25 protein-coding genes and 1 riboswitch are annotated in these 26,731 nt (G+C 57.2%); of the genes, 7 read left to right on the forward strand and 18 right to left on the reverse strand.

The window, feature by feature from the left end; genetic code table 11:
- Window positions 1-3 precede the first annotated feature (3 nt).
- The 11 genes from ACR0DK_RS05490 to glyA form a co-directional block, all read right to left on the reverse strand.
- On the reverse strand, window positions 4-732 hold the full coding sequence (locus tag ACR0DK_RS05490; RefSeq protein WP_170509011.1) for a metallophosphoesterase family protein: 729 nt from the start codon (window positions 730-732) through the stop codon (window positions 4-6).
- Between the two features lie 124 nt (window positions 733-856).
- On the reverse strand, window positions 857-2,452 hold the full coding sequence (gene serA, locus ACR0DK_RS05495; protein WP_170406884.1) for a phosphoglycerate dehydrogenase: 1,596 nt from the start codon (window positions 2,450-2,452) through the stop codon (window positions 857-859).
- Window positions 2,453-2,510: 58 nt separating this feature from the next.
- Entirely contained in the window at window positions 2,511-3,665 is a 1,155-nt protein-coding gene (locus ACR0DK_RS05500; protein WP_480735096.1) for a phosphoserine transaminase, read from the reverse strand.
- A gap of 198 nt (window positions 3,666-3,863) precedes the next feature.
- Entirely contained in the window at window positions 3,864-6,719 is a 2,856-nt protein-coding gene (gene gcvP / locus ACR0DK_RS05505; protein ID WP_480735693.1) for an aminomethyl-transferring glycine dehydrogenase, read from the reverse strand.
- 111 nt (window positions 6,720-6,830) lie between these two features.
- Window positions 6,831-7,196 carry a glycine cleavage system protein GcvH gene (gene gcvH, locus ACR0DK_RS05510; protein WP_170393732.1) on the reverse strand — a complete coding sequence of 122 codons (366 nt, stop codon included), beginning with the start codon at window positions 7,194-7,196 and terminating at the stop codon, window positions 6,831-6,833.
- A 17-nt stretch (window positions 7,197-7,213) separates the two neighbouring features.
- Window positions 7,214-8,308, reverse strand: a complete 1,095-nt coding sequence (gene gcvT / locus ACR0DK_RS05515) for a glycine cleavage system aminomethyltransferase GcvT (RefSeq protein ID WP_480735098.1) — start codon at window positions 8,306-8,308, stop codon at window positions 7,214-7,216.
- Window positions 8,309-8,324: 16 nt separating this feature from the next.
- A complete protein-coding gene (locus ACR0DK_RS05520; RefSeq protein ID WP_170393736.1) occupies window positions 8,325-8,747 on the reverse strand; it encodes a universal stress protein in 423 nt (140 codons plus the stop codon).
- A gap of 75 nt (window positions 8,748-8,822) precedes the next feature.
- Window positions 8,823-10,196 carry an alanine/glycine:cation symporter family protein gene (locus ACR0DK_RS05525; RefSeq protein WP_170393738.1) on the reverse strand — a complete coding sequence of 458 codons (1,374 nt, stop codon included), beginning with the start codon at window positions 10,194-10,196 and terminating at the stop codon, window positions 8,823-8,825.
- A gap of 25 nt (window positions 10,197-10,221) precedes the next feature.
- A complete protein-coding gene (lipA, locus tag ACR0DK_RS05530) occupies window positions 10,222-11,166 on the reverse strand; it encodes a lipoyl synthase (protein WP_170511646.1) in 945 nt (314 codons plus the stop codon).
- Between the two features lie 14 nt (window positions 11,167-11,180).
- A complete protein-coding gene (gene lpdA / locus ACR0DK_RS05535; RefSeq protein WP_480735102.1) occupies window positions 11,181-12,560 on the reverse strand; it encodes a dihydrolipoyl dehydrogenase in 1,380 nt (459 codons plus the stop codon).
- An 11-nt stretch (window positions 12,561-12,571) separates the two neighbouring features.
- Window positions 12,572-13,825 (reverse strand): serine hydroxymethyltransferase, encoded by a 1,254-nt coding sequence (gene glyA, locus ACR0DK_RS05540; RefSeq protein ID WP_223118458.1) that lies wholly within the window; start codon window positions 13,823-13,825, stop codon window positions 12,572-12,574.
- Window positions 13,826-13,972: 147 nt separating this feature from the next.
- Between glyA and ACR0DK_RS05545 the strand changes: the two genes are divergently transcribed.
- The 4 genes from ACR0DK_RS05545 to ACR0DK_RS05560 all read left to right on the forward strand — a co-directional run bounded on the left by ACR0DK_RS05545 (window position 13,973) and on the right by ACR0DK_RS05560 (window position 17,035).
- Window positions 13,973-14,575 (forward strand): helix-turn-helix domain-containing protein, encoded by a 603-nt coding sequence (locus tag ACR0DK_RS05545; protein ID WP_170393747.1) that lies wholly within the window; start codon window positions 13,973-13,975, stop codon window positions 14,573-14,575.
- Window positions 14,576-14,637: 62 nt separating this feature from the next.
- On the forward strand, window positions 14,638-15,597 hold the full coding sequence (locus ACR0DK_RS05550; RefSeq protein WP_223118457.1) for a dihydrodipicolinate synthase family protein: 960 nt from the start codon (window positions 14,638-14,640) through the stop codon (window positions 15,595-15,597).
- Window positions 15,588-16,520 (forward strand): 4-hydroxyproline epimerase, encoded by a 933-nt coding sequence (locus ACR0DK_RS05555; RefSeq protein ID WP_480735106.1) that lies wholly within the window; start codon window positions 15,588-15,590, stop codon window positions 16,518-16,520. Before ACR0DK_RS05550 ends, ACR0DK_RS05555 begins: the two co-directional genes overlap by 10 nt.
- Window positions 16,517-17,035, forward strand: a complete 519-nt coding sequence (locus ACR0DK_RS05560; RefSeq protein ID WP_170732602.1) for a putative molybdenum carrier protein — start codon at window positions 16,517-16,519, stop codon at window positions 17,033-17,035. Before ACR0DK_RS05555 ends, ACR0DK_RS05560 begins: the two co-directional genes overlap by 4 nt.
- Here the strand turns inward: ACR0DK_RS05560 and ACR0DK_RS05565 are convergent.
- Genes ACR0DK_RS05565 through thiB form a run of 3 tightly spaced genes read right to left on the reverse strand, consistent with a single transcriptional unit; the run spans window position 17,023 to window position 20,205 of the window.
- Window positions 17,023-17,715: a thiamine ABC transporter ATP-binding protein gene (locus tag ACR0DK_RS05565; protein ID WP_480735108.1), complete on the reverse strand. Its 693-nt coding sequence runs from the start codon at window positions 17,713-17,715 to the stop codon at window positions 17,023-17,025. The two genes, ACR0DK_RS05560 and ACR0DK_RS05565, sit on opposite strands and share 13 nt — an antisense overlap.
- Window positions 17,702-19,249, reverse strand: coding sequence for a thiamine/thiamine pyrophosphate ABC transporter permease ThiP (locus tag ACR0DK_RS05570; protein ID WP_480568022.1), 1,548 nt, complete (start codon window positions 19,247-19,249; stop codon window positions 17,702-17,704). Before ACR0DK_RS05570 ends, ACR0DK_RS05565 begins: the two co-directional genes overlap by 14 nt.
- Entirely contained in the window at window positions 19,225-20,205 is a 981-nt protein-coding gene (gene thiB / locus ACR0DK_RS05575; protein ID WP_170422511.1) for a thiamine ABC transporter substrate binding subunit, read from the reverse strand. The genes ACR0DK_RS05570 and thiB overlap by 25 nt, the downstream gene beginning before the upstream one ends.
- A gap of 32 nt (window positions 20,206-20,237) precedes the next feature.
- Window positions 20,238-20,343: riboswitch (TPP riboswitch) on the reverse strand.
- Between the two features lie 179 nt (window positions 20,344-20,522).
- Between thiB and ACR0DK_RS05580 the strand changes: the two genes are divergently transcribed.
- Both ACR0DK_RS05580 and ACR0DK_RS05585 read left to right on the forward strand, forming a co-directional pair.
- Entirely contained in the window at window positions 20,523-20,753 is a 231-nt protein-coding gene (locus tag ACR0DK_RS05580) for a type II toxin-antitoxin system CcdA family antitoxin (RefSeq protein WP_170406922.1), read from the forward strand.
- The gene (locus tag ACR0DK_RS05585; protein ID WP_170406924.1) at window positions 20,753-21,052 is read left to right on the forward strand and encodes a CcdB family protein; all 300 of its coding nucleotides are present in this window, start codon (window positions 20,753-20,755) and stop codon (window positions 21,050-21,052) included. Before ACR0DK_RS05580 ends, ACR0DK_RS05585 begins: the two co-directional genes overlap by 1 nt.
- Before the next feature lie 70 nt (window positions 21,053-21,122).
- On the opposite strand, the gene ACR0DK_RS05590 is transcribed toward ACR0DK_RS05585, so the two are convergent.
- From ACR0DK_RS05590 to ACR0DK_RS05605, 4 genes are all read right to left on the reverse strand, one after another.
- Entirely contained in the window at window positions 21,123-21,533 is a 411-nt protein-coding gene (locus ACR0DK_RS05590; protein WP_170393765.1) for a universal stress protein, read from the reverse strand.
- Window positions 21,534-21,546: 13 nt separating this feature from the next.
- Window positions 21,547-22,854 carry a TRAP transporter large permease gene (locus ACR0DK_RS05595; protein WP_170393768.1) on the reverse strand — a complete coding sequence of 436 codons (1,308 nt, stop codon included), beginning with the start codon at window positions 22,852-22,854 and terminating at the stop codon, window positions 21,547-21,549.
- A 160-nt stretch (window positions 22,855-23,014) separates the two neighbouring features.
- Window positions 23,015-24,064 carry a TRAP transporter substrate-binding protein gene (locus ACR0DK_RS05600; RefSeq protein WP_170393770.1) on the reverse strand — a complete coding sequence of 350 codons (1,050 nt, stop codon included), beginning with the start codon at window positions 24,062-24,064 and terminating at the stop codon, window positions 23,015-23,017.
- A 68-nt stretch (window positions 24,065-24,132) separates the two neighbouring features.
- A complete protein-coding gene (locus ACR0DK_RS05605; protein ID WP_170393772.1) occupies window positions 24,133-24,633 on the reverse strand; it encodes a TRAP transporter small permease subunit in 501 nt (166 codons plus the stop codon).
- Between the two features lie 615 nt (window positions 24,634-25,248).
- Here ACR0DK_RS05605 and ACR0DK_RS05610 point away from each other — a divergent pair.
- Window positions 25,249-26,730: an aminotransferase-like domain-containing protein gene (locus tag ACR0DK_RS05610; RefSeq protein ID WP_480735112.1), complete on the forward strand. Its 1,482-nt coding sequence runs from the start codon at window positions 25,249-25,251 to the stop codon at window positions 26,728-26,730.
- Window position 26,731 lies beyond the last annotated feature (1 nt).

Raw genomic sequence — 26,731 nt, forward strand, 5'->3', positions numbered from 1 at the left:
TATTCAAGGCAAAAGCGCAACGCGACCCTTGTCCGTCAACAACCAGCAATCCTGTCCTTCGAACACCGCAACGCCAACCGGGCGGCCATACCCTGCGCCGCTATCCAGGTTGATGCGATTGCCGTAATGCGTTGATTGATCCACCGGCGTATGCCCATGGACGATCAGTTTCGGATGAGGACCTCGGTGGTTGTGAAAGGTTTGCCTGATCCAGACCAGATCATTTTCCCGTTGTTCGCTCAGCGGAATACCGGGCCGAATGCCCGCATGGACAAAAGCAATCTCGCGCGTTTGATGCATGGCGATGAGCCCTTGTAGAAATATCCGATGCGCATCGGGAACCGCACCCCGCGCTGTTGCATGCAGATCCTCGAGCCGTGTCTGCTGATCGAAGAACACGCCATAGCTTTGTAGTGTTTCGACACCACCCAACCGCTCGTGCAGCCAATGATACCCGACCAACATATGCGGATCGTGACGCGGGACATCTTCGAGGAACCATGAAAACATCCGGTCATGGTTGCCCAGCAGAGTGATCCACCGCTTGCCCGCATCGCGACCAGCGATCAGCCGATCCAGAACGCCCCGGCTGTCGGGGCCCCGATCAACGTAATCGCCCAGATACACGATCTCGGCATCGGGGCCGCCATCGCGTTCGATCAGCGCCAAGGAGCGCTCGAACTCATCCACGCGGCCGTGCAAATCTCCAATTGCGTAGATCGGATTGGTCATCAGCTTCCCCTCGGGCAATGGTGATTGCCGCACTTCTGGCGCAAAATCAGCACTTTGAAAAGGCGATGCCCACGCTTTGGACAAGCGCGGGCATCAATCTGTCACAGAAGTTCAACAGCGACCGTTAGGCCACGTCGAACTCCAACGGTTTGATCTGAGTAAACAGACCTGTCTCGGCGAGTTTGGCGCGCGCCTCGGCTGGTACCGGTTCATCAACATAAAGCAACGCAATCGCCTCACCGCCGGCTTCGGATCGTCCAAGAGTAAAGTTCGCGATGTTCACATCGTTCTCGCCCATGGTCTGTCCTAAAGCACCAATGATGCCCGGCACGTCTTCGTTAGTCGTATAGAGCATATGCGCCCCGATCTCGGCATCGATATTGATGCCCTTGATCTGAATAAACCGCGGCTTGCCGTCGCTGAACACCGTGCCACCGATTGAGCGTTCACGCTTTTCAGTCACCACAGTGACCTTGATATAGCCTTCGAACGCACCGGATTTGTCCTGATTGGTCGTCGATATCTGGATGCCACGCTCTCTCGCGACAACCGGGGCCGAGACCATGTTCACCTCGGGATTGAATTTCTTCATGATTCCGGCAACGACCGAACAATTCAACGCAGCCAGGTTCATGTTCGCAGCGACACCGTCATAGAGGATGTTGATTGCCTTGATCGGCTCATCCGTCATCTGACCAATGAAGCTGCCCAGATGCCCGGCCAGCTTGATCCACGGCCCCATGACCTTGGCCTCCTCTGCTGTCACACTGGGCATATTCAGTGCGTTCTCGACCGCTCCGGTCAGCAAGTAATTCGAGATCTGCTCGGCCACTTGCAGCGCCACGTTCTCCTGCGCCTCAGTCGTGGCCGCACCCAAGTGCGGTGTGCAAACCACATTGGGTAGGTTGAACAGGGCGTTCTCCTTGGCCGGTTCCTCACTGAACACGTCAAAGGCCGCACCGGCGACATGACCCGATTGCAACGCCTCGGCCAGCGCGTCCTCGTCGACCAGACCGCCACGGGCGCAGTTGACAATGCGCACGCCTTTCTTGGTCTTGGCCAGATTCTCACGGCTGAGGATATTGCGCGTCTGATCGGTCAGCGGCACGTGCAGAGTGATAAAGTCAGCGCGGGCCAGAAGCTCGTCCAGTTCGACCTTTTCCACACCCATCTGCGCGGCTTTCTCTTCGCCAAGATAGGGATCATAGGCGACGACCTTCATCTTTAGACCCAAAGCACGCTCGCATACGATGCCACCAATGTTGCCCGCGCCGATCACGCCCAGGGTCTTGTTGGTCAGCTCAATCCCCATGAACTTGGACTTTTCCCACTTGCCCGCATGGGTCGAGGTACTGGCCTCGGGGATTTGCCGCGCCACGGCAAACATCATCGCGATGGCATGCTCGGCGGTGGTGATCATGTTGCCGAACGGTGTGTTCATCACGATGACGCCTTTTTTCGAGGCCGCATCCTTGTCGATATTGTCGGTGCCGATCCCGGCACGACCAATAACTTTTAACTTGTCTGCCTTCTCCAGAATGGTTGGCGTGACTTTGGTGGCAGAACGGATGGCGAGGCCGTCATAATGACCAATCACCTCGGCCAGTTTGTCTTTGTCCTTTCCCAGATCGGGCATGAAATCCACGTCGATGCCACGGTCGCGGAAGATTTGTACGGCGGTTTCGCTCAGCTTGTCAGAGACGAGTACTTTGGGAGCCATATTTTTGGTCCTTGAACATTGTGGAAGGTCCGGGCCGGATGCGGCCCGGTAGAAAAGGTCAGGCAGCTTCGGTTTGCGCTGCAATCTCGGTTTCAAAAGCCCATGCAAGCCAGGGCAGCATCGCCTCGATATCTGATGTCTCAACCGTGCCGCCGCACCAGATGCGCAGACCCGCAGGCGCGTCGCGATAGGCACCGATATCAAGCGCAATGTTTTCGGCCTCAAGCCGTTTGGCGACGGCTTTGGCAAAAACGGCACCATCTTGAATGCGCGTATCGGTGAACTTCAGACAGACCGACGTATTTGATTGAGTTGTCGAGTCTTCGGCCAGATTGGCGATCCAGTCATTTTGGTCGCAGAACGCATGAACCGCGCCAGCATTGGCATTCGCACGAGCAATCAGCCCCTGCAAGCCTCCGACTGAACGCGCCCAGTCCAACGCGAAAAGGTAATCCTCAACCGCGAGCATTGAGGGTGTGTTGATCGTCGCGCCGGTGAATATCCCATCAATCAGCTTGCCACCTTTGGTCAGGCGGAAGATCTTCGGCAATGGCCATGACGGGGTGTAACTCTCCAAGCGCTCGACCGCGCGCGGAGACAGGATCAGCATCCCATGAGCCGCCTCTCCGCCTAGTACCTTCTGCCAGCTGAACGTTGTCACATCCAACTTGTCCCATGGCAAGTCCATCGCGAACGCAGCGGATGTCGCGTCACAGATCGTCAGACCCTGACGATCATCGGCAATCCAGTCGCCATCTGGGACCCGCACACCCGAAGTCGTTCCGTTCCATGTGAACACCACATCGTTGGCGAAATCGACGGACGCGAGATCAACGATTTGCCCGTACTCGGCGGTTTTCACTTCAGCGTCGATTTTCAGTTGCTTGACCACATCAGTCACCCAACCCGCGCCAAAGCTTTCCCAGGCCAGCATTTCAACTTTGCGCTCACCCAGCAAAGACCAAAGCGCCATCTCAACCGCACCGGTGTCCGAGGCTGGTACAATGCCGATGCGATAATCCGCTGGAATGCCTAGAATCTCTCGCGTGCCTTCAATGGCCGCCTTCAGCTTGTCCTTGCCAACAGCAGCCCGATGCGAGCGGCCCAAGGCGGCATCCGCCAGTTTCGTCAGATCAAATGTGGGGGGTTTGGCACAGGGGCCCGAGGAAAAACGCGGGTTGGCCGGCCGCGTCGCCGGTTGTTCGATAGTCATGTGTATTACCCTTCCAGATACACGCCCCTCGTTGGGGAGGGGTGTCCCACGCACAGAGGTATGGGTCGTTTGCACCTGCAGCAAGCGTAAAAGACGCTTCATCAGCGGAAAACGACACTGGAAATGGGCTCAGATCGGAACACAGGTTTCCGATGGGCGAAAACCCCCGCCAGTTGGCGGGGGTTTATTGATTGAGGTTTACTCTGCTGCGTCCATGTATTCGGTCATTGGAGGGCATGTGCAGATGAGGTTTCTGTCGCCGTATGCGTTGTCGACGCGGTTGACGGGGGACCAGTATTTGTCGACGCCCATGGAGCCTGGGGGGAAGCAGGCCTGTTCACGGGTGTAGGGGCGGTCCCAGTTGCCGACCAGATCGCGCACCGTGTGGGGGGCGTTTTTCAGCGGGTTGTTTTCCGCGTCGATCTTGCCGTCGATGATGTCCTGCGCCTCGGAGCGGATGGACAGCATGGCGTCGCAGAAGCGGTCCAGCTCGTCCATGGGTTCCGATTCCGTGGGCTCGACCATCAGGGTGCCGGCCACCGGCCAGGACATGGTGGGTGCGTGGAAGCCGCTGTCCACCAGACGTTTGGCAATGTCATCGACGCTGACATGGGCCGCCTCGTCCAGCGGGCGGGTGTCGAGGATGCATTCATGCGCCACGCGACCCGTTTCCGAGGTGTAGAGGATCGGGTAGGCATCCTTGAGCCGCGCCGCGATGTAGTTAGCGTTCAGGATCGCCACTTTCGTGGCCTGCGTCAGACCCGCGCCGCCCATCAGCAGCACATAGGCCCAGCTAACCGGCAGGATCGAGGGCGACCCAAAGGGCGCCGCCGAGACCGGACCCACGGCAGTGCCGTATTCCGGGTGGCCGGGCAGGTGCTCGGTCAGATGCGCTTTGACGCCGATCGGACCCATGCCGGGGCCGCCGCCGCCATGGGGGATGCAGAAGGTCTTGTGCAGGTTCAGGTGGCTGACGTCACCGCCGATGTCTCCGGGACGCGACAGACCCACCATGGCGTTCATGTTGGCGCCGTCGATATAAACCTGACCGCCGTGATCATGGGTGATCTGGCAGACCTCCTGCACGGTGGTCTCGAACACGCCATGGGTCGAGGGGTAGGTGATCATGCAGGCGGCCAGATGATCGGAGTGCTTTTCGGCCTTGGCGCGGAAGTCATTCAGATCAATGTTGCCCTTCTCATCCGCCTGCACAGGCACAACCTGCCAGCCGACCATCTGCGCCGAGGCCGGGTTGGTCCCATGCGCCGAGGTCGGGATCAGGCAGACATTGCGCTGCCCTTCGCCCCGGGCGAAGTGATAGTTGCGGATGGTCAAGAGGCCTGCGTATTCACCCTGCGCGCCCGAGTTGGGCTGCTGGCTGATCGCGTCATAGCCGGTGATCTGGCACAACTTGTCGTTCAGATCATCGATCATCTCATGATAGCCCTGCGCCTGATCTTCGGGGCAGAACGGGTGCAGGTTGCCGAACTCGGGCCAGGTGACCGGGATCATCTCGATCGTGGCGTTCAGCTTCATGGTGCACGAGCCCAGCGGGATCATCGCCCGGTCCAGCGCCAGGTCGCGGTCGGCCAGACGGCGCATGTAGCGCGTGATCTCGGCCTCGGCCCGGTTCTTGTGGAAGATCGGGTGGGTCAGGTACTCGCTTTCGCGCAGCGCGTAATCCGGCAGGCGATAGGCCACGTTCGAGCTGTCATCCTTGCGGTCGATGCCGAAGGCCCCCCAGACCGCCTCGATGGTCTCGGGCCGGGTCTGTTCGTCCAGGCTGATGCCCACTTTCGTGTCGCCGACCTTACGCAGGTTGACGCCCCGGGCCACAGCGGCCTCCATGACCGTTTTCTGCAGATGGCCAACCTCAACCGTGATCGTGTCGAAGAACACTTCCGGCTCCACAGCAAAGCCTGCCTCTTCCAGACCGGCGGCCATACGCGAGGTCTTGCGGTGCACCGATTGCGCGATGGCCTTGATGCCGTCGGGGCCGTGATACACGGCATACATCGAGGCAATCACCGCCAGCAGCGCCTGCGCGGTGCAGACGTTCGAGTTGGCTTTCTCACGCCGGATGTGCTGTTCGCGGGTCTGCAGCGCCAGGCGGTAAGCCTTGTTGCCCCGGCTGTCGATGCTGACACCGATGATCCGGCCCGGCATCGAGCGCTTCAGCTTGTCGGTGGTCGCCATATACGCGGCGTGCGGGCCACCATAGCCCATCGGCACACCAAAGCGCTGGGTCGAGCCGATGGCGATATCCGCGCCCATCTCGCCGGGCGACTTCAGCAGCGCCAGCGACAGGATATCGGCGGCGACGATGGCAATCGCCTTGTGTTCATGCAGGGCCGCAATCTCGGCGGTGAAGTCGCGCACATGGCCATGGGTGCCGGGGTACTGGAAGATGGCGCCAAAGACCGCGCCCGCATCCAGCGTGTCCGGATCAGCCACCTGCACCTCGATGCCCAGAGGCTCGGCGCGCGTTTTAATCACCGCGATGGTCTGCGGGTGGCAGTTCTTGTCGACAAAGAAGGCTGCATTGTTGGCCTTGGACCGGCCACCGCGCTTGGCCATCGCCATGGCTTCCGCCGCAGCAGTCGCTTCGTCCAGCAAGGACGCGTTGGCCACGTCCAGCCCGGTCAGGTCGCTGACCATGGTCTGGAAGTTCAAGAGCGCCTCAAGTCGGCCCTGGCTGATCTCGGGCTGATAAGGCGTGTAGGCCGTGTACCAGGCCGGGTTCTCCAGAATGTTGCGCAGGATCGGCGCCGGCGTGGTGGTGCCATAATAGCCCTGACCGATCAGCGAAGTCAGAACCTTGTTCTTGCTCGCCACTTCTTTCATGTGAAAGAGCGCATCGCGCTCAGTCATCGCCGGACCCCAGTCCAGCGGCTCTTTCTGCCGGATCGCCGGCGGGACGGTGGCGTCGATCAGCTCGTCCAGTGTCTTGAAGCCGATCACCTTGAGCATGTCGCGCATCTCGGTCGGGCTGGGCCCGATATGGCGGCGGTTGGCGAAGTCATAGGCTTCGTAATCGGTCAGTTTGAAGGCCATGTGTGCGCTCCTCAAGGATAGGTCAGGCCCGGCGGAGACGGCAGGAGCCTCCGGCGGAAGTATTTGGAAACAGATGAAGGGGCGGGGCCGCGCACGGACCCGCCGCCTGAGTTAACCGATGAAGGCCTTGTAGCCGGCCTCGTCCATCAGGTCTTCGAGCTGCGAGGCGTCCGCGATCTTGATCTTGTAGATCCAGGCCTCGCCTTCGGGGTCTTCGTTCAGCGCGCCGGGATTGTCGGCCAGCGCCTCGTTCACCTCGGTGATCTCGCCGTCGACCGGTGCGTAAAGCTCGGACGCCGCCTTGACGGATTCAATCACGCCGATCTCGCCGCCTTTTTCGAACTCGTCGCCTGCTTCCTGCTGTTCCACGAACACCACGTCACCCAACTGCTCGGCGGCGTGTTTGGTGATGCCCAGCGTGGCGGTGTCGCCGTCAACGCTCAGCCATTCATGCTCTTCGGAATAATAGGTTGCCATGTCTCTCTCTCCTGACTTCAACGCTTGTAATTCTGTTTGACGAAGGGCAGCGCCACGATCTCAGCCGGTTGCGGCTTGCCCCGGATGATCAGGTTCACCTTCTCGCCCGGCTCGCCATGGCCTTTGCTCACATAGCCCATCGCCACCGGTCCACCCACCGTGGGGCCAAACACGCCCGAGGTGATCTGACCGATGCTGTTGCCCTCAAGGCACCGCACTTCCACACCCTGACGCGCAGGCGCACGGCCTTCGGGCTTGATGCCCACCAGCTTTTTGGCGGGACCTTCGGCCAGTTCCTTCTGCACGCGGTCCGCGCCCGGGAAACCGCCCTCTTCCTTGCGGCGCTTTTGCATCGCCCAGCCCAGCGAGGCCTCGACCGGCGAGGTGCTCTGGTCGATGTCATTGCCATAAAGGCACAGACCTGCCTCAAGCCGCAGGCTGTCGCGCGCGCCCAGACCGGCCGCCTCGCAATCCTCATGCGCCAGAAAGGCTTTGGTGATCTCGATCGCCTTGTCCTCGGGGATCGAGATCTCGTAGCCATCCTCGCCGGTATAGCCCAGCCGCGAGATACGGCACTCAACACCGTTGATATCGGCAACCGTGGTTTCCATGAACTTTAGATCACGCGCGGCGGGGCACAGTTCGCCCACAACGTTTTCCGCCGCAGGGCCCTGAACCGCCACCAGCGCGCGGTCGAAAATCTCGATCACTTCGACGCCTTCAAGGTGCTCACGCATATGCGGAATGTCCTGATGCCGCAGCGCCGCGTTCACCACCACAAAGTAATGATCGCCCGCATTCGACACGATCAGGTCATCCATGATCCCGCCTTCTGCGTTCGTAAAGAACCCGTACCGCGCCTTGCCTTCCTTCAGCGTCGCATAGGCCTGCGGGCAAAGCGCTTCCAGCTTCTCACCCACATTCTCGCCCCGCAAAATCACCTGACCCATATGAGACACATCAAACACCGCCGCCTTCTCACGACACTGCTTATGCTCCCCCATAATCCCCAAAGGATACTGAACAGGCATCTCCCATCCCGCAAAATCAACCAACTTACCCCCCAACTCAACATGCAAAGCGTGAAGAGGCGTGCGTTTTAATTCGGTCATCAGACTAACCTTTCAATCAGCGGGACTGGTCGCGAACAACCGTGACGGTGCAATGCGCGTTGCGCACGACACGGGCCAGGTTCGGGCCAATCTCGTAGTTCGGAAAATCGCCTTTGGTCGAAGCCATGACGATCAGATCAAAGCCCTCTTTGTAGGCGAGCTTCAGTATCTCACGATAGACGCTGCCTTCTTCGATATGGATCGCCACATCAGATGCACCGTTGTGATCCAGTATGGCCTGCACCGCATTGCGCACGTGGTCTTTTGCGCCTGCGCCATAGTTGGCGGGCAGGTTCGGCAACTGGATGATCTCAGGAATGACGGCAATCGCGTGCAATTCGGCACCGTAGAACTTTGCTTGTTCTTGTGCGAGCGGCAGGGCGTTCTTCCACGAACGGTCGTCGGTGTGATCAATCGGCAGCAGGATTTTCGTGGCCATCACGTCTCTCCTCGAGAAATGGAATTCTGTTTGAAGCCGGGGGGCCGGGATGGCCCCCCGTATTTTCATCCGAGATTATTCGGCGGGTGTGCCGCCTGGCTCTTCGGACTTGCCGCCCGAAGCGAAGAACTCTTTCGTCAGTTTGAAGACGATCGGGCTCAGCAGCGCCAGGGCGATCAGGTTCGGAATGGCCATCATCGCGTTCAGCGTATCGGCCAGCAGCCAGATGAAGCCCAGATCCGCTGTTGCGCCAAAATAGATCATGACGATCCACAGGACGCGGTAGGGCATCAGGGATTTCACGCCTAGCAGAAACTCAACACATTTCTCACCATAGAAGGACCAGCCCAGAATGGTGGTAAAGGCAAAGATCGACAGAGCGATGGCGATGAGATACCCACCGATACCCGGCAGCGACAGTTCGAACGCGTGACTGGTTAGTGCTGCACCGGATTCACCCGATGTCCACGCACCCGACGAGATGATCGCCAGACCGGTGATGGTGCAGACGATGATTGTGTCGATGAACGTACCCAGCATCGCGATCAGGCCCTGGTTGACCGGACCTTTGGTCTCGGCTGCGGCGTGTGCGATCGGAGCGGAACCCAGACCGGCTTCGTTCGAGAAAACACCACGTGCCACACCAAAGCGGATCGCGGCCCAAACGGCAGCACCCGCGAAACCACCTTCGGCGGCCGACGGGGTGAAGGCGTAGGTGAAAACAAGCGACAGAGCGGAGCCGATGTTACCGATGTTGATCAGTAGAACCAGCAGGCCTGCGACGATGTAGGCAATCGCCATGAACGGAACCAGTTTACCTGCAACCGCACCGATGCGGGTGATGCCGCCCAGGATCACGGCCGCGGTCAGAACCATCAGGACAACGCCGGTAACCGAAGTGTTCAGGCCGAAGTTCGACTCCAGAACCTGTGCAACACCATTGGCCTGTACGCCGTTGCCGATGCCGAACGCCGCGATTGCGCCAAACAGAGCAAATGCAACACCCAGCCAGGCCCATTTCGCGCCGAGGCCATTTTTGATGTAGTACATCGGGCCGCCGACATAGTTACCAAGCTCGTCTTTTTCGCGGTATTTCACCGCGCAGACAGCTTCGGCATATTTGGTGGCCATGCCCACCAGGGCGGTCATCCACATCCAGAACAAGGCACCCGGACCGCCCAGGAAGACAGCAGTGGCCACACCAGCGATGTTGCCCGTACCGATAGTCGCAGATAGCGAGGTCATCAGCGCGTTGAACGGGCTGATCTGGCCCTCGCCCTGACCTTCGCGGCCTTTGAACAACAGGCTGAAGCCCGTGCCAATGCGCAGGATCGGCATGAACTTCAGGCCGACCTGCAGGAAGAAGCCAACGCCGAGAATGAGAACCAGCATCAGCGGCCCCCACACGACGCCATTGATGGCCCCTACGATTGAATTTAACGCTTCCATGGTTTCCCTCCCATTTGCGTTAGGTTTATGCCCTGTTCGCCAAAGCCCGCTGGCGGGCCTGCTTGAGGGCGGCAAAGTCTTCGTCCGCGTGGAACGATGATCGGGTCAGCGGCGTTGCCGACACGTGCAAAAAGCCCTTGGAACGCGCGATCTGTTCCAGTTGGGCAAAATCTTCCGGTGTCCAGAACCGGTCAATCGGATGGTGTTTAGGGGTCGGTTGCAGATATTGGCCGACGGTCAGGAAATCGACATTGGCCGCGCGCAGGTCGTCCATGACCTGACGGACATCGTTCAGACTTTCGCCAAGCCCGACCATCAGGCCAGATTTGGTAAAAAGCTCCGGGTTCGCGCGTTTGGCATCATCCAGCAGACGCAGCGAGGTGTAATAGCGTGCACCCGGTCGCACAGTTGGATAAAGGTGCGGCACAGTTTCCAGATTGTGGTTGAAAACGTCTGGCGCCGCTTCAAATACGATCTCTGACGCAGTGCCTTTTCCAAGAAAATCGGGTGTCAGAACCTCGACAGTCGTACCGGCGTTCTGATGGCGCACGGCACGGATGGTCTGAGCGATATGCTCGGCCCCACCATCTGCCAGATCATCGCGATCGACCGAGGTGATCACCACATGACGCAGGCCCAGTTTCTTGACGGCGGCGGCGACTCGCCCGGGTTCAAACACATCCAGAGCATCCGGGCGACCCGTTGAGACATTGCAGAACGAACAACCCCGCGTACAGACCTCACCCATAATCATCATGGTCGCGTGACGCTTGGACCAGCATTCGCCGATATTGGGGCAGGCGGCTTCTTCGCAGACCGTTGCCAGATCATGCTCGCGCATGAGGCGTCGTGTTTCATAGTATTCAGCGCTGTCGCCCTTTTTCTTGCGAATCCACTTAGGCTTGCGCGGGATGACACTGTCGGCCTTTTTGGCTTTTTCCGGGTGGCGAGGACGAAGCTGGATGGTCATCTGGCTGGTCTCCCTTATGCGTGGATCGCGCGGCCCAGGGCGTCGAGGCAGGCTTCTTTGACGGCCTCGCCCATGGCCGGGTGCGCATGGCAGGTTGCAGCGACTTCGGACACCGTTGCGCCCTTTGTCATCGCCAGAACCAGTTCAGCGATCAGATCGCCGCCATGGGCTCCGCATATATGCGCACCCAGGATCTGGCCGTTCGGGTCTGCCAGAACCTTCACTGCACCGTCTGTTTCACCGGTCGAACGCGCGCGTGAGTTCGCCATGAAGGCGAATTTGCCGACCGAATACTCGGCACCGGATTCTTTCAGTGCTTCTTCGGTCAAACCAACCGAGGCGACTTCGGGGTCGGTGTACACCACGCCGGGGACGGTGTTGTAATCGACGTGGCCAGCTTCGCCTGCCAGCATCTCAACACAGGCGACACCATCTTCTTCGGCCTTGTGCGCCAGCATAGGTCCGGGAACGCAATCACCGATGGCGTAGATGCCCGGGACAGATGTCTGAAATGCGCCATCAACTTCAATGAAACCGCGTTGGTTCACGGCCACGCCCAGCTCTTCCAAGCCAAGGCCACGTGTGACTGGGCGGCGACCCACGGCGATCAACACCTTGTCGGCCTCGATCACTTCTTCTTTGTCCTTGCCGACGCGGTCCACAGTTAGTGTCAGACCAGTATCCGTTTTGTCGACGGATTTCAGTGCCCGGCCCAGCTGGAATTTCAGGCCACGTTTTGACAGCGCGCGTTGCGCCAGTTTGGCAATTTCACCATCCATGCCGGGCAGCACGCGGTCTAGATATTCGACGACCGTAACTTTGGCTCCGAGACGCGCCCAAACTTGCCCAAGTTCCAGTCCGATGACACCGGCACCGATCACCACCAGATGCTCGGGCACACTCTCCAGCGCAATCGCGCCCGTCGAACTGAGGATATCTTGCTCGTCAATCTCAATTCCTGGCAACGGGGTAGGTTCGGAACCAGTGGCAATGAGGATGTTCTTGGCCTCATGGACTTCGTCACCCACCTTGACCTGACCAGCGGCCGGAATTCTGGCCCACCCTTCGATCAGATCTACGCCGTTTTTTTTGAACAAAAACGCAATGCCCTTGGTCAGGTCGCCTACGATCTTGTCCTTGCGTCCCATCATTGCGGGCACATCGATGCTGGCCCCCTCGACCGCAATACCGTGGGAGGAGAGATGCGCAAGTTCGGCATATTTGGCCGAGGAGGTCAGCAACGCTTTGGAGGGTATGCACCCCACATTCAAACAGGTCCCGCCAAGTGCGCCACGTCCTTCGACGCAGGCAACTTTCAGGCCCAGTTGTGCCGCGCGGATCGCGGCGACATAGCCGCCCGGACCGCCCCCGATGACAATAAGATCGTAAGTCATTTGGTCTTCTTTCAGTAGATCGGGTGGCTTGCGCAGAGCGCGCGGACCTTTTCACGGGTTTCCTTTTCGACGGTCTCGTCACCGTCAGACGATTGTGCCAGCGCGTCCAGCACATCACCAATCATGTGGCCAATCTGTTTGAACTCTTCTGGTCCAAACCCACGGCTGCAGCCTGCGGCCGTACCGAGACGGATGCCGCTGGTGACAGTGGGCTTTTCGGGATCACCCGGAACGCTGTTTTTGTTGCAGGTGAATCCTGCACGCTCTAGCGCCGCTTCGGCGTCTTTGCCGGTTACGCCGACTGGGCGCAGATCAACCAGCATAAGGTGGTTTTCAGTGCCGCCCGAAACGATGTCGCACCCGCGCGCCATCATCACGTTGGCCAGTGCCGAGGCACTGTCGACAACGCGCTGCATATATTCTTTGAATTCAGGCTGCAGCGCTTCACCAAATGCGACTGCTTTGCCTGCGATCACATGCATCAGGGGGCCGCCCTGCAGACCCGGGAAAACAGCCGAGTTGATCTTTTTTGCCAGCGCTTCATCGTTTGTAAGAATAATCCCACCGCGCGGACCGCGCAGCGTCTTGTGCGTAGTCGACGTAACAATGTGTGCGTGCCCGATGGGCGAGGGGTGCAGGCCAGTCGCAACCAAGCCGGCGATGTGGGCCATGTCTGCCAGAAGCCATGCGCCAACTTCGTCGGCAATGGCGCGGAAGCGTGCGAAATCGATCTTTTGCGAATAGGCCGATGCGCCTGCAATGATCAGTTTGGGCTTTTCGGCTTTCGCTAATTCTTCAACCTGATCATAGTCAATCAGCCCGGCCTGGGTCAGGCCATATTGAACCGGACGGAACCACTTGCCGGACTGGGCAGGTTTTGCGCCATGGGTCAGGTGACCCCCAGCATCCAACGACATACCAAGAATCGTGTCACCCGGGCTGAGTAGTGCCAGCTTAACCGCCCCGTTGGCTTGCGCGCCCGAGTGCGGCTGAACGTTTGCATATTCGCAGCCAAACAGCTTCTTCAATCGGTCAATGGCTTCGGCCTCAACCTCATCCACATATTCACACCCGCCATAATAGCGGCGACCCGGATAGCCCTCGGCGTATTTGTTTGTAAGTACGGAACCCTGCGCATCGATCACTGCCTGAGAGACGATGTTCTCGGAAGCGATCAGTTCGATCTGTTCAGCCTGGCGCATGCCCTCGCGTGCGATCGATGCTGCGATGACGGGATCAGCCTCGGTGAGCGGTTTTGTGAACATGATCTCCTCCTGTAATCTCGTTTCCAGTGTACGAAATTTTGTTTCCTATAGTGGAATTAGTGTACGCAAGGCAACAAAAATTTCATCACAGTAAAGTTGTTTGGCTCGGGGGAAATGAGTAAGCTTTGATAAAACAAGGAGATTCCCATGTCTGAGGACAACCTGAAAGATGGTGCCGGACCGGAAGAACAGGACGAGGGGGCGGCTTTGGGTCGGTCGATCCGGGATGCACGCCGCGCAAAAGGCTGGACATTGGAGGAGGCCGGGCGCGAAGCGGGAATCGGTCGATCAACACTTTCAAAGATCGAAAACAACCAGACACGTCCAAGTTTCGAGATCGTGCGGCGGCTGACACAGGCCTTGGACATGAACACGCCACAGCTGTTCTTGCAGTCCGCACAATCGGGAATTTCGGGGCGACGTGATTTTACGCCGAAAGGGCAAGGCGAGATAAGAAATACGCCGACCTACATGCACGAATTGCTGTGCTCGGACCTGACCAGTAAGCGAATGCTTCCTTATATCGCGACGATAAAAGCGCGTGACATATCAGAATATGAGAACTGGATCAGGCACACAGGCGAAGAATTTATGTACGTTATCAGTGGCGAGTTGATATTCGTATCCGAGCATTACCGCCCCTTACCGATGAAACCCGGAGATTCTCTGTACTACGATAGCGGTATGGGGCATGGCTGTATTTCTACGAGTAAGGAAGACGCCAGGGTCCTGTGGGTTTCGCTGGAATGACACGTTAGGCCACGGCGCTTTCGCGCAGAATACCAATACTAACCTGAGCAAACGGATATCTCATGGACCGGACTATTTTCACTGGAACTATGCCTGCCCTTATGACGCCGTGTAAGGCCGACAGGACACCTGACTTTGACGCGCTGGTCAAAAAGGGCAAAGAGATGATCGCGGCCGGCATGTCCGCTGTCGTCTATTGTGGCTCGATGGGGGATTGGCCGCTTCTGACGGATGCCCAACGGATGGAGGGCGTGGAACGACTGGTCGACGCTGGCTTGCCGGTTGTCGTGGGGACGGGTGCCATCAACTCGAATTCCGCTGTGGCGCACGCAGCACATGCACAGAAGGTCGGCGCGGCAGGGTTGATGGTTATCCCTCGGGTTCTGTCACGAGGCTCATCGGTTGCCGCGCAAAAGAACCATTTCAAGGCTATTCTTTCTGCGGCACCGGACGTGCCTGCGATCATCTACAACAGCCCTGTCTATGGGTTTGCCACTCGTGCGGATTTGTTTTTTGCACTGCGGGCCGAGCATCCGAATTTGGTTGGCTTTAAGGAGTTCGGGGGCAAGAGCGACCTGCGCTATGCCGCCGAACATATTACATCGCAGGACGATCAGGTCACTTTGATGGTAGGCGTCGATACTGAAGTCTACCATGGGTTTGTGAATTGCGGCGCCACCGGATCGATCACCGGGATAGGAACGGCGCTGCCCAAAGAGGCATTGTTGCTTGCGGCGCTTTCGAAAAAGGCAGCAGAGGGACATGCCGAAGCACGGTTGCGTGCGCGCGAACTGGACGAGGCATTTGGCGTTCTGGCAAGTTTTGACGAAGGCACGGATCTTGTTCTTTACTACAAGCATCTGCTGGTGCTGAACGGCGACGAAGAATACCGCCTGCATTTCAATGAAACCGACGTGTTATCCGACGCCCAGAGAAATTACTGCGAGCAACAGTACAATTTGTTTAAGTCGTGGTTTACCGATTGGGTTCGTCAGGGTGGGGTCATTGCGGAATGCATGTGATTGACAGCCATACCGGTGGAATGCCCACACGGGTCATTCTGGAAGGGGGGCCTGATCTGGGTTCAGGATCACTGGCTGAACGCGCCAAGCGACTGGCAACGGAACATGAGCGGTTCTACAAGTCTGTTCTACTGGAGCCGCGCGGCCAGCCCGGCATGGTCGGGGCGCTCCTTGTCGAACCGGTCAGTGCTGAATGCAAAGCGGGCGTGATCTACTTTGACGCGGATGCGGTACTGGGCATGTGCGGCCATGGGACGATCGGGTTGGGCGTAACATTGGCGCATCTTGGACAGATCGAGGTTGGCGCGCACCGAATCGAAACTCCGGTAGGTGAGGTTAAGATTGATCTGCTGGACGCCAACACCGTGCAGGTCACCAACATTGAAAGCCGCCGCGTTCTTCATTCCGTGACGGTCGCGACTGCAGGGTATGGCCCCGTCACCGGCGATGTTGCTTATGGCGGCAATTGGTTCTTCATTGTTGAACCAAGCCCGATCCCGATTGCGCCTGAGAACATTCGCCCGCTGACCGACATGGCTATCGCAATTCGCGAAGCCTGCATTGCGCAAGAAGTTGGCGGGGAAAATGGCGAGCCGGTTGATCATGTGATCTTTCAGGGCACCTCACCGAATGCATGTATCCATAGCAGAAACTTTGTTCTGTGCCCCGACGATGACTATGACCGTTCGCCATGCGGCACCGGCAGCTCGGCCCGGCTGGCCTGCCTCGCGGCCAGTCGGCGCTTGTCCGCTGGAGAAGAAATCGTTCAGGAAAGCATCATCGGAAGTTCGTACAGGCTGTCCTATCAGCCGGGGCAGGGCGGAGGCATTGTCCCCAAGCTAACTGGCCAGGCGCATGTGATGGCAGAGGGTAAGCTTTTCTTTGCGCAGAATGATCCGTTTCAATTTGGTATTGCGCGTTGACGCAGGGAGACGAGCAAGACGGAATCCCATTCGGGCGTTGTGTTCAGAAAATCGTATCAGGTGGACAAACCGGCGTAGACACTGCCGCATTGGAGTTTGCCCGCGCAAACGGCATCCCTTACGGCGGCTGGGTGCCGAAGGGCCGAACCAATGAGGATGGGCTGATTCCGGCGCATCTCAGCGGGCTTGTTGAAACGAAGTCTGAAGATGTCGCTGAACGGACAAGGCTCAACGTCTTTGCGAGTGACGCCACGCTTGTTTTTATCGACGGATCAGACAGTCCCGGCACACTGAAAACGGTTGAGTTTGCGGTTGATGCTGAAAAACCGCATCTGGTGGTGGACATCAGAAAAGGAGAGGCCAATTGCGCGCTACAGGTGCGGGATTGGCTGAGCGCCAACCCTGTTACTGTTCTGAACATTGCAGGCCCGCGCGCTTCGGAGGCCCCCGAGATTGGTCCGCGTGTGCACGAGGTGCTGGACGCTTGTCTGGATCAGTTCATTCAGCCCAAATAATCGCGCAGCGCTGGCGGAGGATTGTTGAAGAGTGTCTCGGTCTCAGCAGGTGGATGTGCGATTTGATCCGCAACCAATACGGTTTGGTCGGTTATCCGAAGCGCATCCCGTGGGTCGTGGCTGACCATAAGCAGGGTGGTTTTGGTCTCGGCGACTAATTCAGCGACCAGATCGAGCATCTCTGTTTTCAGGGCAGGGCCAAGGGCGGCGAAAGGTTCGTCGAGCAATAACACCTGACGCTTTTGCACAAGGATCCTCGCCAGCGCCACGCGGCTTTGCTGACCACCTGACAATTCGGCGGGCTTTCTGGCCGCCATTTCCTGCAGGCCAACGCGGCCGAGGGCCGATTGAATGTGGTGTTGGTCGTCTGCAGTCAAACCTCCATTGGGCCTTAGGCCCAGGGCGACATTCTGTTCGGCGCTCAGGTGAGGAAACAGGTTTCCGTCCTGAAACAGCATTGCAATCGGTCGACTGCCTGGTGGTAATGTCGATAGGTCATGATCCTTCCAGTGGATGTGCCCACTTCTCAGGTCTCGAAAACCGGCGATAGTTTCAAGAAGCGTTGATTTTCCCGCCCCCGACGGACCGATGATCGCAACGCTGGATCCGGCCTTGACCTCAAAGTCAGCGCTTAACTGGAAATTGCCATTTGCAATGATGCAATTGTCAAGCTTCAGCATGCCAGCGCCCCCCTCGATCCAGAACCCAGAAAACACCCATCGATAGTATAAGCAGCAGCAGCGCGCCTCCTGCTGCGGCCTGCATCTGGTATGCGCCCATAAGTCGATAAATCTGCAGAGGCAACGTCGCGATCTGCGCATCCGCAAACAGAGCGATCACACCCAGATCACCCATGGACAGTGCCGCCGTCAGGCCCGCGGCAAAACCGATCTGGGGGCGCAGGCGTGGAAGCATGACACGCAAGAAAAAGGACCAGTTGTTCATGTTCAGGGCCAGTGCCAACCGCCCGTGCCGTTCCAACACATCGCGCGCTGCGGGAACCAAAATTCGAAGGGCGAAGGGCAAGGCCATGACCGCGTTCACAAGCGCGGTTACCGGCAACGCAAGAGTTGTAGGATTGGCCAGCGGGCGGATCAGAATAAAGAGACCCGTACCAATGACCAAGGGCGAGGCGGCGAGGCCAAGAAGTCCGCCAAGTTCGACGATGCCGAACCGGCCTGTCGCGACGGCTGTCGCCATGGGCAGGGCCAGCAGTAATAGGAGGATGGTACTGGCGGCGGCAACACAGATTGAAATTATAGCGGCACGGAACACCAAAACCGGCATCTCAAACAGCCCAGCGATACCCGAAATCGTGACGGATGCCAGAGGTAGCAGCAGGAACGCGGCGGCGGTGATAATCCAAAACGCATCCAGCAGCGGTCCTCGGCCATCCCAGCGCCGGATCTCACGATTCAGGCCGGTACCGAACCCGTCGCCGCGCGAGAACTTTAAGGCTGCCAACGCAGCCGCTGCAGTCAGGACAAGTTGCAAAGCGGATAATAAGGCGGCGCGCCCTAAGTCAAAATCATATGTAAAGGCCTGATAGATCGCGAGTTCAATCGTGGTGGCGCGCGGCCCTCCACCCAGCGTCAGGGCAACAGCAAAACTGGTCAGGCAAATGGCGAAGATCACGGCCAACACTCCGGGCAGAATGCGGCGAAGCATTGGCAGTTCGATCAAACGGAACATTGCCATTCCTTCGCACCCAAGTTGGGCCGCTAGCCGGAAACGCTCGGCAGGGATCTCCTGCCAACCCTGCAAGATCAGGCGTGTTGCCAGAGGTAGATTAAAAAATACGTGGGCCAGAACGACACCGTGCAGCCCATAGATTCGAATGGGCGGCAGACCGAAATAGCCCAACGCGTCCGAGATCCATCCTGCCCGGCCAAAGACCTGAAGCAATCCCAGAATGGCGACGATGACCGGCAGGATGAAAGGTGCACCCAACAGCGTGATCAGGACGCGCCTGCCGGTGAACCGGCGGCGGGCCAGCGCGCGGGCGACCGGAATAGCCAGACCAGCGCTGAACACTGCAGAGAGTGTTGCTTGCAACAGGGTGAAGCGTAAGGCTGCCCAGTCGGCTGGACCAAACCCGCCGCCTGCATCTGCCCGCACCGCCACCATGAACAACGTGCCCAATATCAGTGCGGCAACGATGGCCGCCGCACTGACACCGGGGAGTGGGTTTACTGGCTGAGTGCGCCCAACCATTCCGAAAGCGCCTGTTCCCGCGCAATGGCGGCTTGGTCCTGATCAAACAGCAGAGACTTCTGAGGGATCGTTAGAGTTTCAAAACCTTCGGGCAGACCGGAAGATGGAGTTACGGCAGGGTACATCCAGTTGGTCGTTGGAATGATCGTCTGAAACGCGTCAGACACCATGAAGTTCAGAAACTGATCTGCCAGCTCGGGCTGATCGGAATTGGCTAGCTTGGCCGCAACCTCGACCTGCATATAATGGCCTTCGTCAAAGGCTGCCGCTGCTTTGCTGGCATCTTCCTCGGCAATCAGGTGATAGGCTGGCGAGGTCGTATAGCTTAGAACCATGTCGGCCTCACCTTCAAGGAACAAGCCATATGACTCGGACCAGCCCTTGGTCACCGTCACGATATTGTCAGCAAGGTCAGCCCAGATTTCTTGGGCTTCATCGCGATACGCGGCCTTGACCCACAGCAGAAGACCCAGCCCCGGTGTCGATGAACGCGGATCCTGAATGATGATCTTGATGTCACTATCTGCCAACTCTCGGAAGCTGGTAGGAGCGGCAAAATCTGCATTGTGAACAAATGCAAAGTAACCCCAGTCGTAGGGGGCAAAAACTGTGTCGGTCCACTCGATGGGCAGTGCATACTCGGCAGTGACTGAATGAGGTGCAAACAGGCCGGTTTCTTTAGCTGCCGATATCAAGTTGGTATCCAAACCCAATACAATATCGGCGTCGCTGTTTTCGCCTTCCAGCCGAATGCGTGACAGCAGTGCCGCGCCATCTTCGACGCCGACAAGGTTCAGGTCGCATTCGCATTGCGCTTCAAACGCCTCTTCGACCTTCGGGCCGGGGCCCCAGTCCGAAACGAAGCTGTCGTAAGTATACACGGTCAACGTGGGCTTATCGGCTGCCACAGCCGAAGTCGCAGTCAGTATTCCCGCAGCAATTGCCAGATGTTTCATATCATCCTCCAATGCGGCGAGAGGGTAAGGATGGATGAAACCTGTACCTTTCCCTCCGCCGGTTCTAGCCGGTTCAGGTTCAACGGGTTTGCCAATTGGCATCTCAGCGCGGTCTTTAGCGCACCCCGAGGTAGGGTCGTGATTAGGGGGATGAGAGGACGATTTCAACCGAAATCGTTAGGTTCTCGTTCAATAAGCATTGAATGAAATACCATAAGAACGAGCCACGAAGCCAGAGAATTCCTTTAGGAGATATGCGCATATTTGACGCGCATATAGTATATTGATATTCTCAGGCACATGGAGACCAAGACAGAATGAACGCTCAACCACGCAAACCGACCAATCTATCACTTGATAGCGCTTTGCTCACCGAGGCCAGAGCGCTGAACGTGAACCTGTCGCGTGCCGCCGAAGAAGGAGTGCGTGCCGCCGTTGCCGCTGCGAAGGCAGCACAGTGGAGGGCCGAAAACGCGGAGGCACTGCAAAGCTCAAACTCGTATGTTGAACGGCACGGGTTGCCCTTGGACCGCTTTCGTCAGTTCTGATGCCGAAATACGATGTATTCCCCAACCCATCCGGCGATGGCTATCTTCTGGATGTGCAAACCGATCTTTTGAGCGATCTGAATACCCGCATGGTGGTGCCGCTTTTACCAAAAGCACATGCGCCGAAACCAGCGACCCGCCTCAACCCTGAGTTCCTGATAGATGGTGTGCTGGTTGTAATGATGACCCAGTTCATGGCTGCTGTTCCTGTGGGACTCCTCAAATCACCAGTGGGTCATCTGAAAGATGATTTCGAGCAGATCACCGTGGCTGTAGACATGCTGATGCAAGGGTTCTGAACGACAATAGCTGGCCTCATTGGCCAGCCACTTTGCGCGCATAACACCTGTCAGGTGTTATGCTTCTGCTCTACTTGTCGCGCAGTACCACGACACTGCAATGTGCATGACGGACCACACGTGCAGCCGTTGAACCGATCAGATAGTCCGAAAGGCCCGGTTGGTGTGACGCAACCACTATGCAGTCCACTTTGTGTTCCTCGGCCCAATCCAGAATGGAATTTGTTGGATGACCTGTAACAACATGAGTGCCGATCTTCGGAGACTCCATCGATGCGTTCAGTTTGTCCTCAAAATCAGAAACGCTTTTCTGAACCTGCTCGGGCGGAAAGTACGACCCGATATACGAAGGTAGTTCTTCGAGAACGGACAGCACCGATACTGTACCGCCATCCGACAGCAAGCGGCTTGCTGCATCCAGAGATTTGGCACAGTCGTTGATGTGATCAGGGGCGACTGGAACGAGGATATGGTTATACATCTGTACCTCCGGATTATTTCAGGATGTTGGGCAACCAGGTGGCGATCTGCGGGAAGATGAAGATCAGGGTCAGGCCAACGAACTGGAGTGCCACAAACGGGCCAACCGAATTGTAGACATCCCCCATGCTGACATCCTTGGGCAGAACCCCTTTGATCCAGAACAGCACAAAACCGAACGGAGGTGTCAGGTAAGCGATTTGGATGTTCACGATGAACAGCGCGCCAAACCACAGCTTGTCGATCCCCAATTCGTCGATAATCGGGATGAACAGTGGTGTGCACAGCATGATGATGGCCCAATCATCCATCACCATACCCAGGACGAGGATGATCAGCATCATCATCAGCAGGATGCCGGTTGCACCGCCGGGCATGGAAAGAACCAGATTGGTCAGCAGGTCCTGGCTGCCAAGCGTGTTGAACACATTAAGATAGACGGTGGCACCAATCAGAATCCAAAGCCCCATACCGCTGAGCTTCAAGGTGGACACCAACGATTCCCTCAGCACCTCCCAGGTCAGTTTGCCGTAGATCAGGTTGATGACAAAGGCGCCTGCGGCACCAAATGCGGCAGCTTCCGCCGGCGTCGCGATACCGCCCCAGATGACGCCCAGAACGATGATGATGAGTAAGGCAAACGGCCAGATGCTGAGAACGGCGGTCAGTTTTTCGGTGCGGGTGAATTTCTGATCAGCGGGCAGGGCGGGGCCCAGCTCGGGCTGGATTTTACAACGTACGCCGATATAGATCGTGTAGAAAGTTGCCAGCATCAGGCCGGGCAGCAACCCCGCCATGAACAGGTCACCGATCGAAACCTTGGCCAGCAATCCATAGAAGATGAACGGAACGCTTGGTGGGATCAGCGCACCCAATGCACCGCCTGCCGCGATACAACCGATCGCGATACGGCGATCATATTTGTAGCGCATCATCGAAGGATAGGCGATCTGACCCATTGTGGTGGTCGCCGGTGGTGTGATGCCGGTGATTGCAGCAAAAACAGTACAGACCTGAACTGTACCCATCGCGAGACCACCATGAATGTGGCCGATCAGCTTGTAAACGGCGTCATAGGCCGTTTCGGCTATCCCCGAAAATCTTATGAGTGAGCCCATGAACAAGAACAATGGCACTGTGACCAGTACCGAATTCCAAGGCGTTGAATAGAATGCACTGGGCACGGACAACAGCGCGCGAGGTTCGAAAACCAGGGCAAATAGAACCGCTGTTCCGCCCAAGCCGAACGCAACCGGCAGCCCCATGAAAAGGATCCCAAACAGTATTAAGAAATACAGCGCTGTAATTAGTTCGAGGCTCATGATCTTTAGTTTCCCTACCTAGTGGCCGTTCGCGCGGTCTTTGCCGGGTTGTGTGTCAGCAGTGCTTTTAACACTGACATGCGCCCGTCTGGTCCGCTGGCCCGACGATCAGGCCAGCGAAAGAGTTTTAGCTATATTGGAAAGATGACATTGCGCGGGATTATTGCGCGTTCGCCTTGTCTTCCAGGAACCTCTTGAAGATTTCCACGCCTTTGGCGTTGCCCTCGGATGCGGCTGCAACCTGCGGCCACACTTCGGCAATGGATTTCTCGCGCATACGAGCAACTTCTTCATCGCTCAGCTCGATTACTTCACCACCGGCATCGCGCAGGATTTGAAGCGCTTCTTCGACACCTTCCGCATGCATGCGGCTGGTTTCGAAATAGGTTTCTTCAAAAACTCCGTTGATCTTTTCGCGCTGCCAGTCGGTCAGGGCGTTCCAGCTCTGCAGGTTGATGAAGATCTCCTGGTGCTGAGCAGGGTTCCAGCCGGGCATGATCGCATAGTCGATAACTTCCTGGAACGACATGTCATCGATGCCGCCTGTATCCCAGTAGGTGCCTTCGATGGTGCCCAGTTTGATTGCGGTGTAAATCTCACCACCGTTCATCGAGACCGGCGCGCCGCCCATGGTCGAGTGGAAGATGGCCTGGGGTCCACCGGCGCGCATCTTGCGGCCTTCCAGATCTTCCAGTTTTTCGACACGGAACTTGGTGAACATTGCGTTCGGTCCCTGGTTGGTCCAGCCTGCCCACTGCAGGTTCCGCGCGTTGGCGGCCTCTTGCACGATGTCCCCAACGCGGTAGTCGGGGTTGCCCCACATCACTTCCCACGCTTCTTCGGTGTTGTCGGCGCCCATGGCCATGCCAAACGCCAGCATGCCTTCGGGCATGTCGCCACCATAGACTGAACCCCAGCCCGCGTAGCCATCGGTCAGACCAGCCGCCGCTGCGCCAAAGGCCTCTGCACCGCTGACCAGCGCCCCTGCGGGCTCAACACGGATTTTGACCGTGCCTTCAGTCGCTTTTTCAACTGCTTCAACCCAAGGGATCAGGCCATTGTCCCAGCCGGCATCGGTCTGGTCAAATGCGGGCTGGAAGGTCCACTCGGTTACTTCATCCGGCGGCCCATCTTGTGCGACGGCAATGCTTGCGGTCACGGCTATGGCGCCTGCCCACATGGTTGTGTGCACAAACCTGTTTGGTTTCATGATAATTCCTCCTCGTTAGTGGATCAGTCTATTTTCGTTTGTATTTGCAGGCGCCCAGAACAGCGTGTCTAACTGCGCCCGAAGATCGTTTGCAGATCGCGGAGCAAGTGTTTCAGGACCACCAAGAGAACCATTGCACCGCTGAGTGGGATCGCAAATTTGATCGGATAAATCGGGATCGGAATGGATGTCGGGGTCTTCTGATTAAGCATCAGAGACAGCGATGCGGCTTCGTAACCCTTCCAGATCAATGCGACCAGAAACAGGATTGCAATCGGTGCCGTCAGGACATCCAAAATCGCCTTTGACCGCTTGCTGGCGTTTGCATAAAACAGGTCGAGTTTGACGAAACTGTCATGCTGCAATGCATAGACGCCGCCGGTGCAGGCCAACAACACCATCGCAGCTTGCAATGTGGTGCCGATCCACTGGGAGGGCGCGTTCAGTACATAGCGCATGAATACGTCCGACACGCCAAACGCCATGCAATACAAGATGAGAAACCAGCCGATGCGGCCCATGACTTCTGAGATTGCGCTTGTCAGCTTTTCCAGACCGCGCATCAGCATGCCAACCTCGTTGTGTTTTTCATGGATCTGGTTCTCCCTCAAAAAATCTGTGCGCTGAATTGATGTACCGGACCCTTCGCGTCGGGGTTCGGACGGACATCAGAGAAACGTCTGCTGAATCGCTGTTCACAGAGTCGACGCATATCCCACTCCTGCAAAACCATGCGAACGGTCTCCCTCCCTAGTCGCATCGAACGGCCCGGGTGATCCCTAATTTCGACATGGAACTTCCCGGATCGCTACAGCAAACGCGAAGGAGTTCGACTGAGAAAGATACAGTTGTTTGTAATAATGGGTACAGATTTCATCGCGCCAAGTGACTGTTCGATGCCGCGATTCAGTCCCGAACGTTAAGATGTTACAAGTTAAACAATGGCAGCGCAGGTTGCTTAAGCACATCTCAGGTCGGTATAAGTACTTTAAAAACATAGCGTTGGCTGAAGCCTCTTTTTTGAGTTATCATCAACCCGCTTTTAGTAAGAGCGCTATTGCTTTCAGCATTGCCAGTACAGAATTTGGGAATTTGGCGTCGTTTCCACTTTGCATGGAGCACTTGAAAACATGGATACAGTTTGCAAATCGCGTCGCAGAATTTGCACTAGAGCCTGACAGGACATGACACAACGGTTGAGCATCGACAAATCTCAGTCCAGCGGTTTGCGAGATCAGATCGTCTCGCAGATTTCACGACTCATTTTTGAAGGTTTGATGCCGTCTGGACTAAAGCTTGCCTCATGTCGGGGGTTGGCGCGGGATCTCGATGTTTCGATCAATACGGTCGTCGCGGCTTATCGAAAGCTTGAAGAAGAGCAACTGATCGAGGCCCGGCCCCGCTCGGGTTATTATGTCTGCTCTGACGTGGGGATTCGCACGGACGGTGATGCGATTGGGCGAACCAACACCAGACAGCGCACATCGATTGGCCAGAAACTGAACAAACTGCGCCGCACCGAAGAGATCGAAACCATCCAGCGCCCGAATGACTGGTACAAGTACGACTATCCGTTTGTGTGCAACCAAATCGATGATGGCGCATTCCCAGTTGCGGATTGGCGCGAATGCACTCGGTTGGCCATGAATCGAAAGCACCTGAAAATCTGGTCTGCGGACGGGCTGTACGAGGATTGCTTTGAACTTATCGAGCAGGTCCGGCAGCGCATCCTGCCCCGTCGCGGTATTTTTGAACCCAGCGATTCAATCCTGATCACATTGGGTTCGCAAAACGGGTTATTTATCACCAGCCTGTTGTTCGGCGGGCGCGATAAAACAGCGGTCATGGAGGATCCGGGATATCCGGATGCACGCAAGATCCTTCAGGCAAATTTTGGGAATGTAAGGTTTCAACCCATTGATAACGAGGGTCTGATCGTCGATGAACGTCTGCGCGAGGCTGACCTGGTATTCGTAACCCCCAATCGCCAGCACCCAACCACCGTCACGATGTCCGAGCGTCGCCGCAAGGCCTTGCTGCAGGCCGCTGAAGAGTATGATTTTTACATCGTCGAAGACGATTACGAATGCGATGTGGATTACCGGCATTCTACTTTGCTGCCGCTGCGCAGTCTGGATGACACGGATCGACTGATCTATTTGGGCAGCCTTTCCAAAGGTCTTTCACCAGGTTTGCGCCTGGGGTATCTGGCGGCTGCGCCAGAATTTATTGACGCCGCGCGCGATTGCCGGGGCATGATGATGCGCCATCCGCCGATGATCCTTCAGCACACTGCTGCAGCGTTTATCAACTTGGGGTACTATGATGGCTTGTTGCGCAGGGTTCGCCAGAATTATGAGCTGCGCTGGCATCTGGCTGATACGACGATCCGTGAAAAGCTACCCCATTTCCTGAAAACGGGCGAATTTGGCGGAACGGTTTTTGTGCTTTCTGATCCCGAGGCCCGTTTGGATGCCATGACGATATGTCAAGCCGCCCTAAAACGCGGTGTTATTGTGGAGCCGATCGGGCCCTGTTTCTCAAATAAAACCGCAGGGAGATACCACTTTCGTCTTGGCGTCTCGTCAATCCAACCCGGTTCTATCCGAAAAGGGATTGAGCTGTTGTCCGAAGTGATTTCAGACCTACGCGCAACAAACTCGTAAT

The organism is Ruegeria sp. CE6, assembly GCF_056537485.1.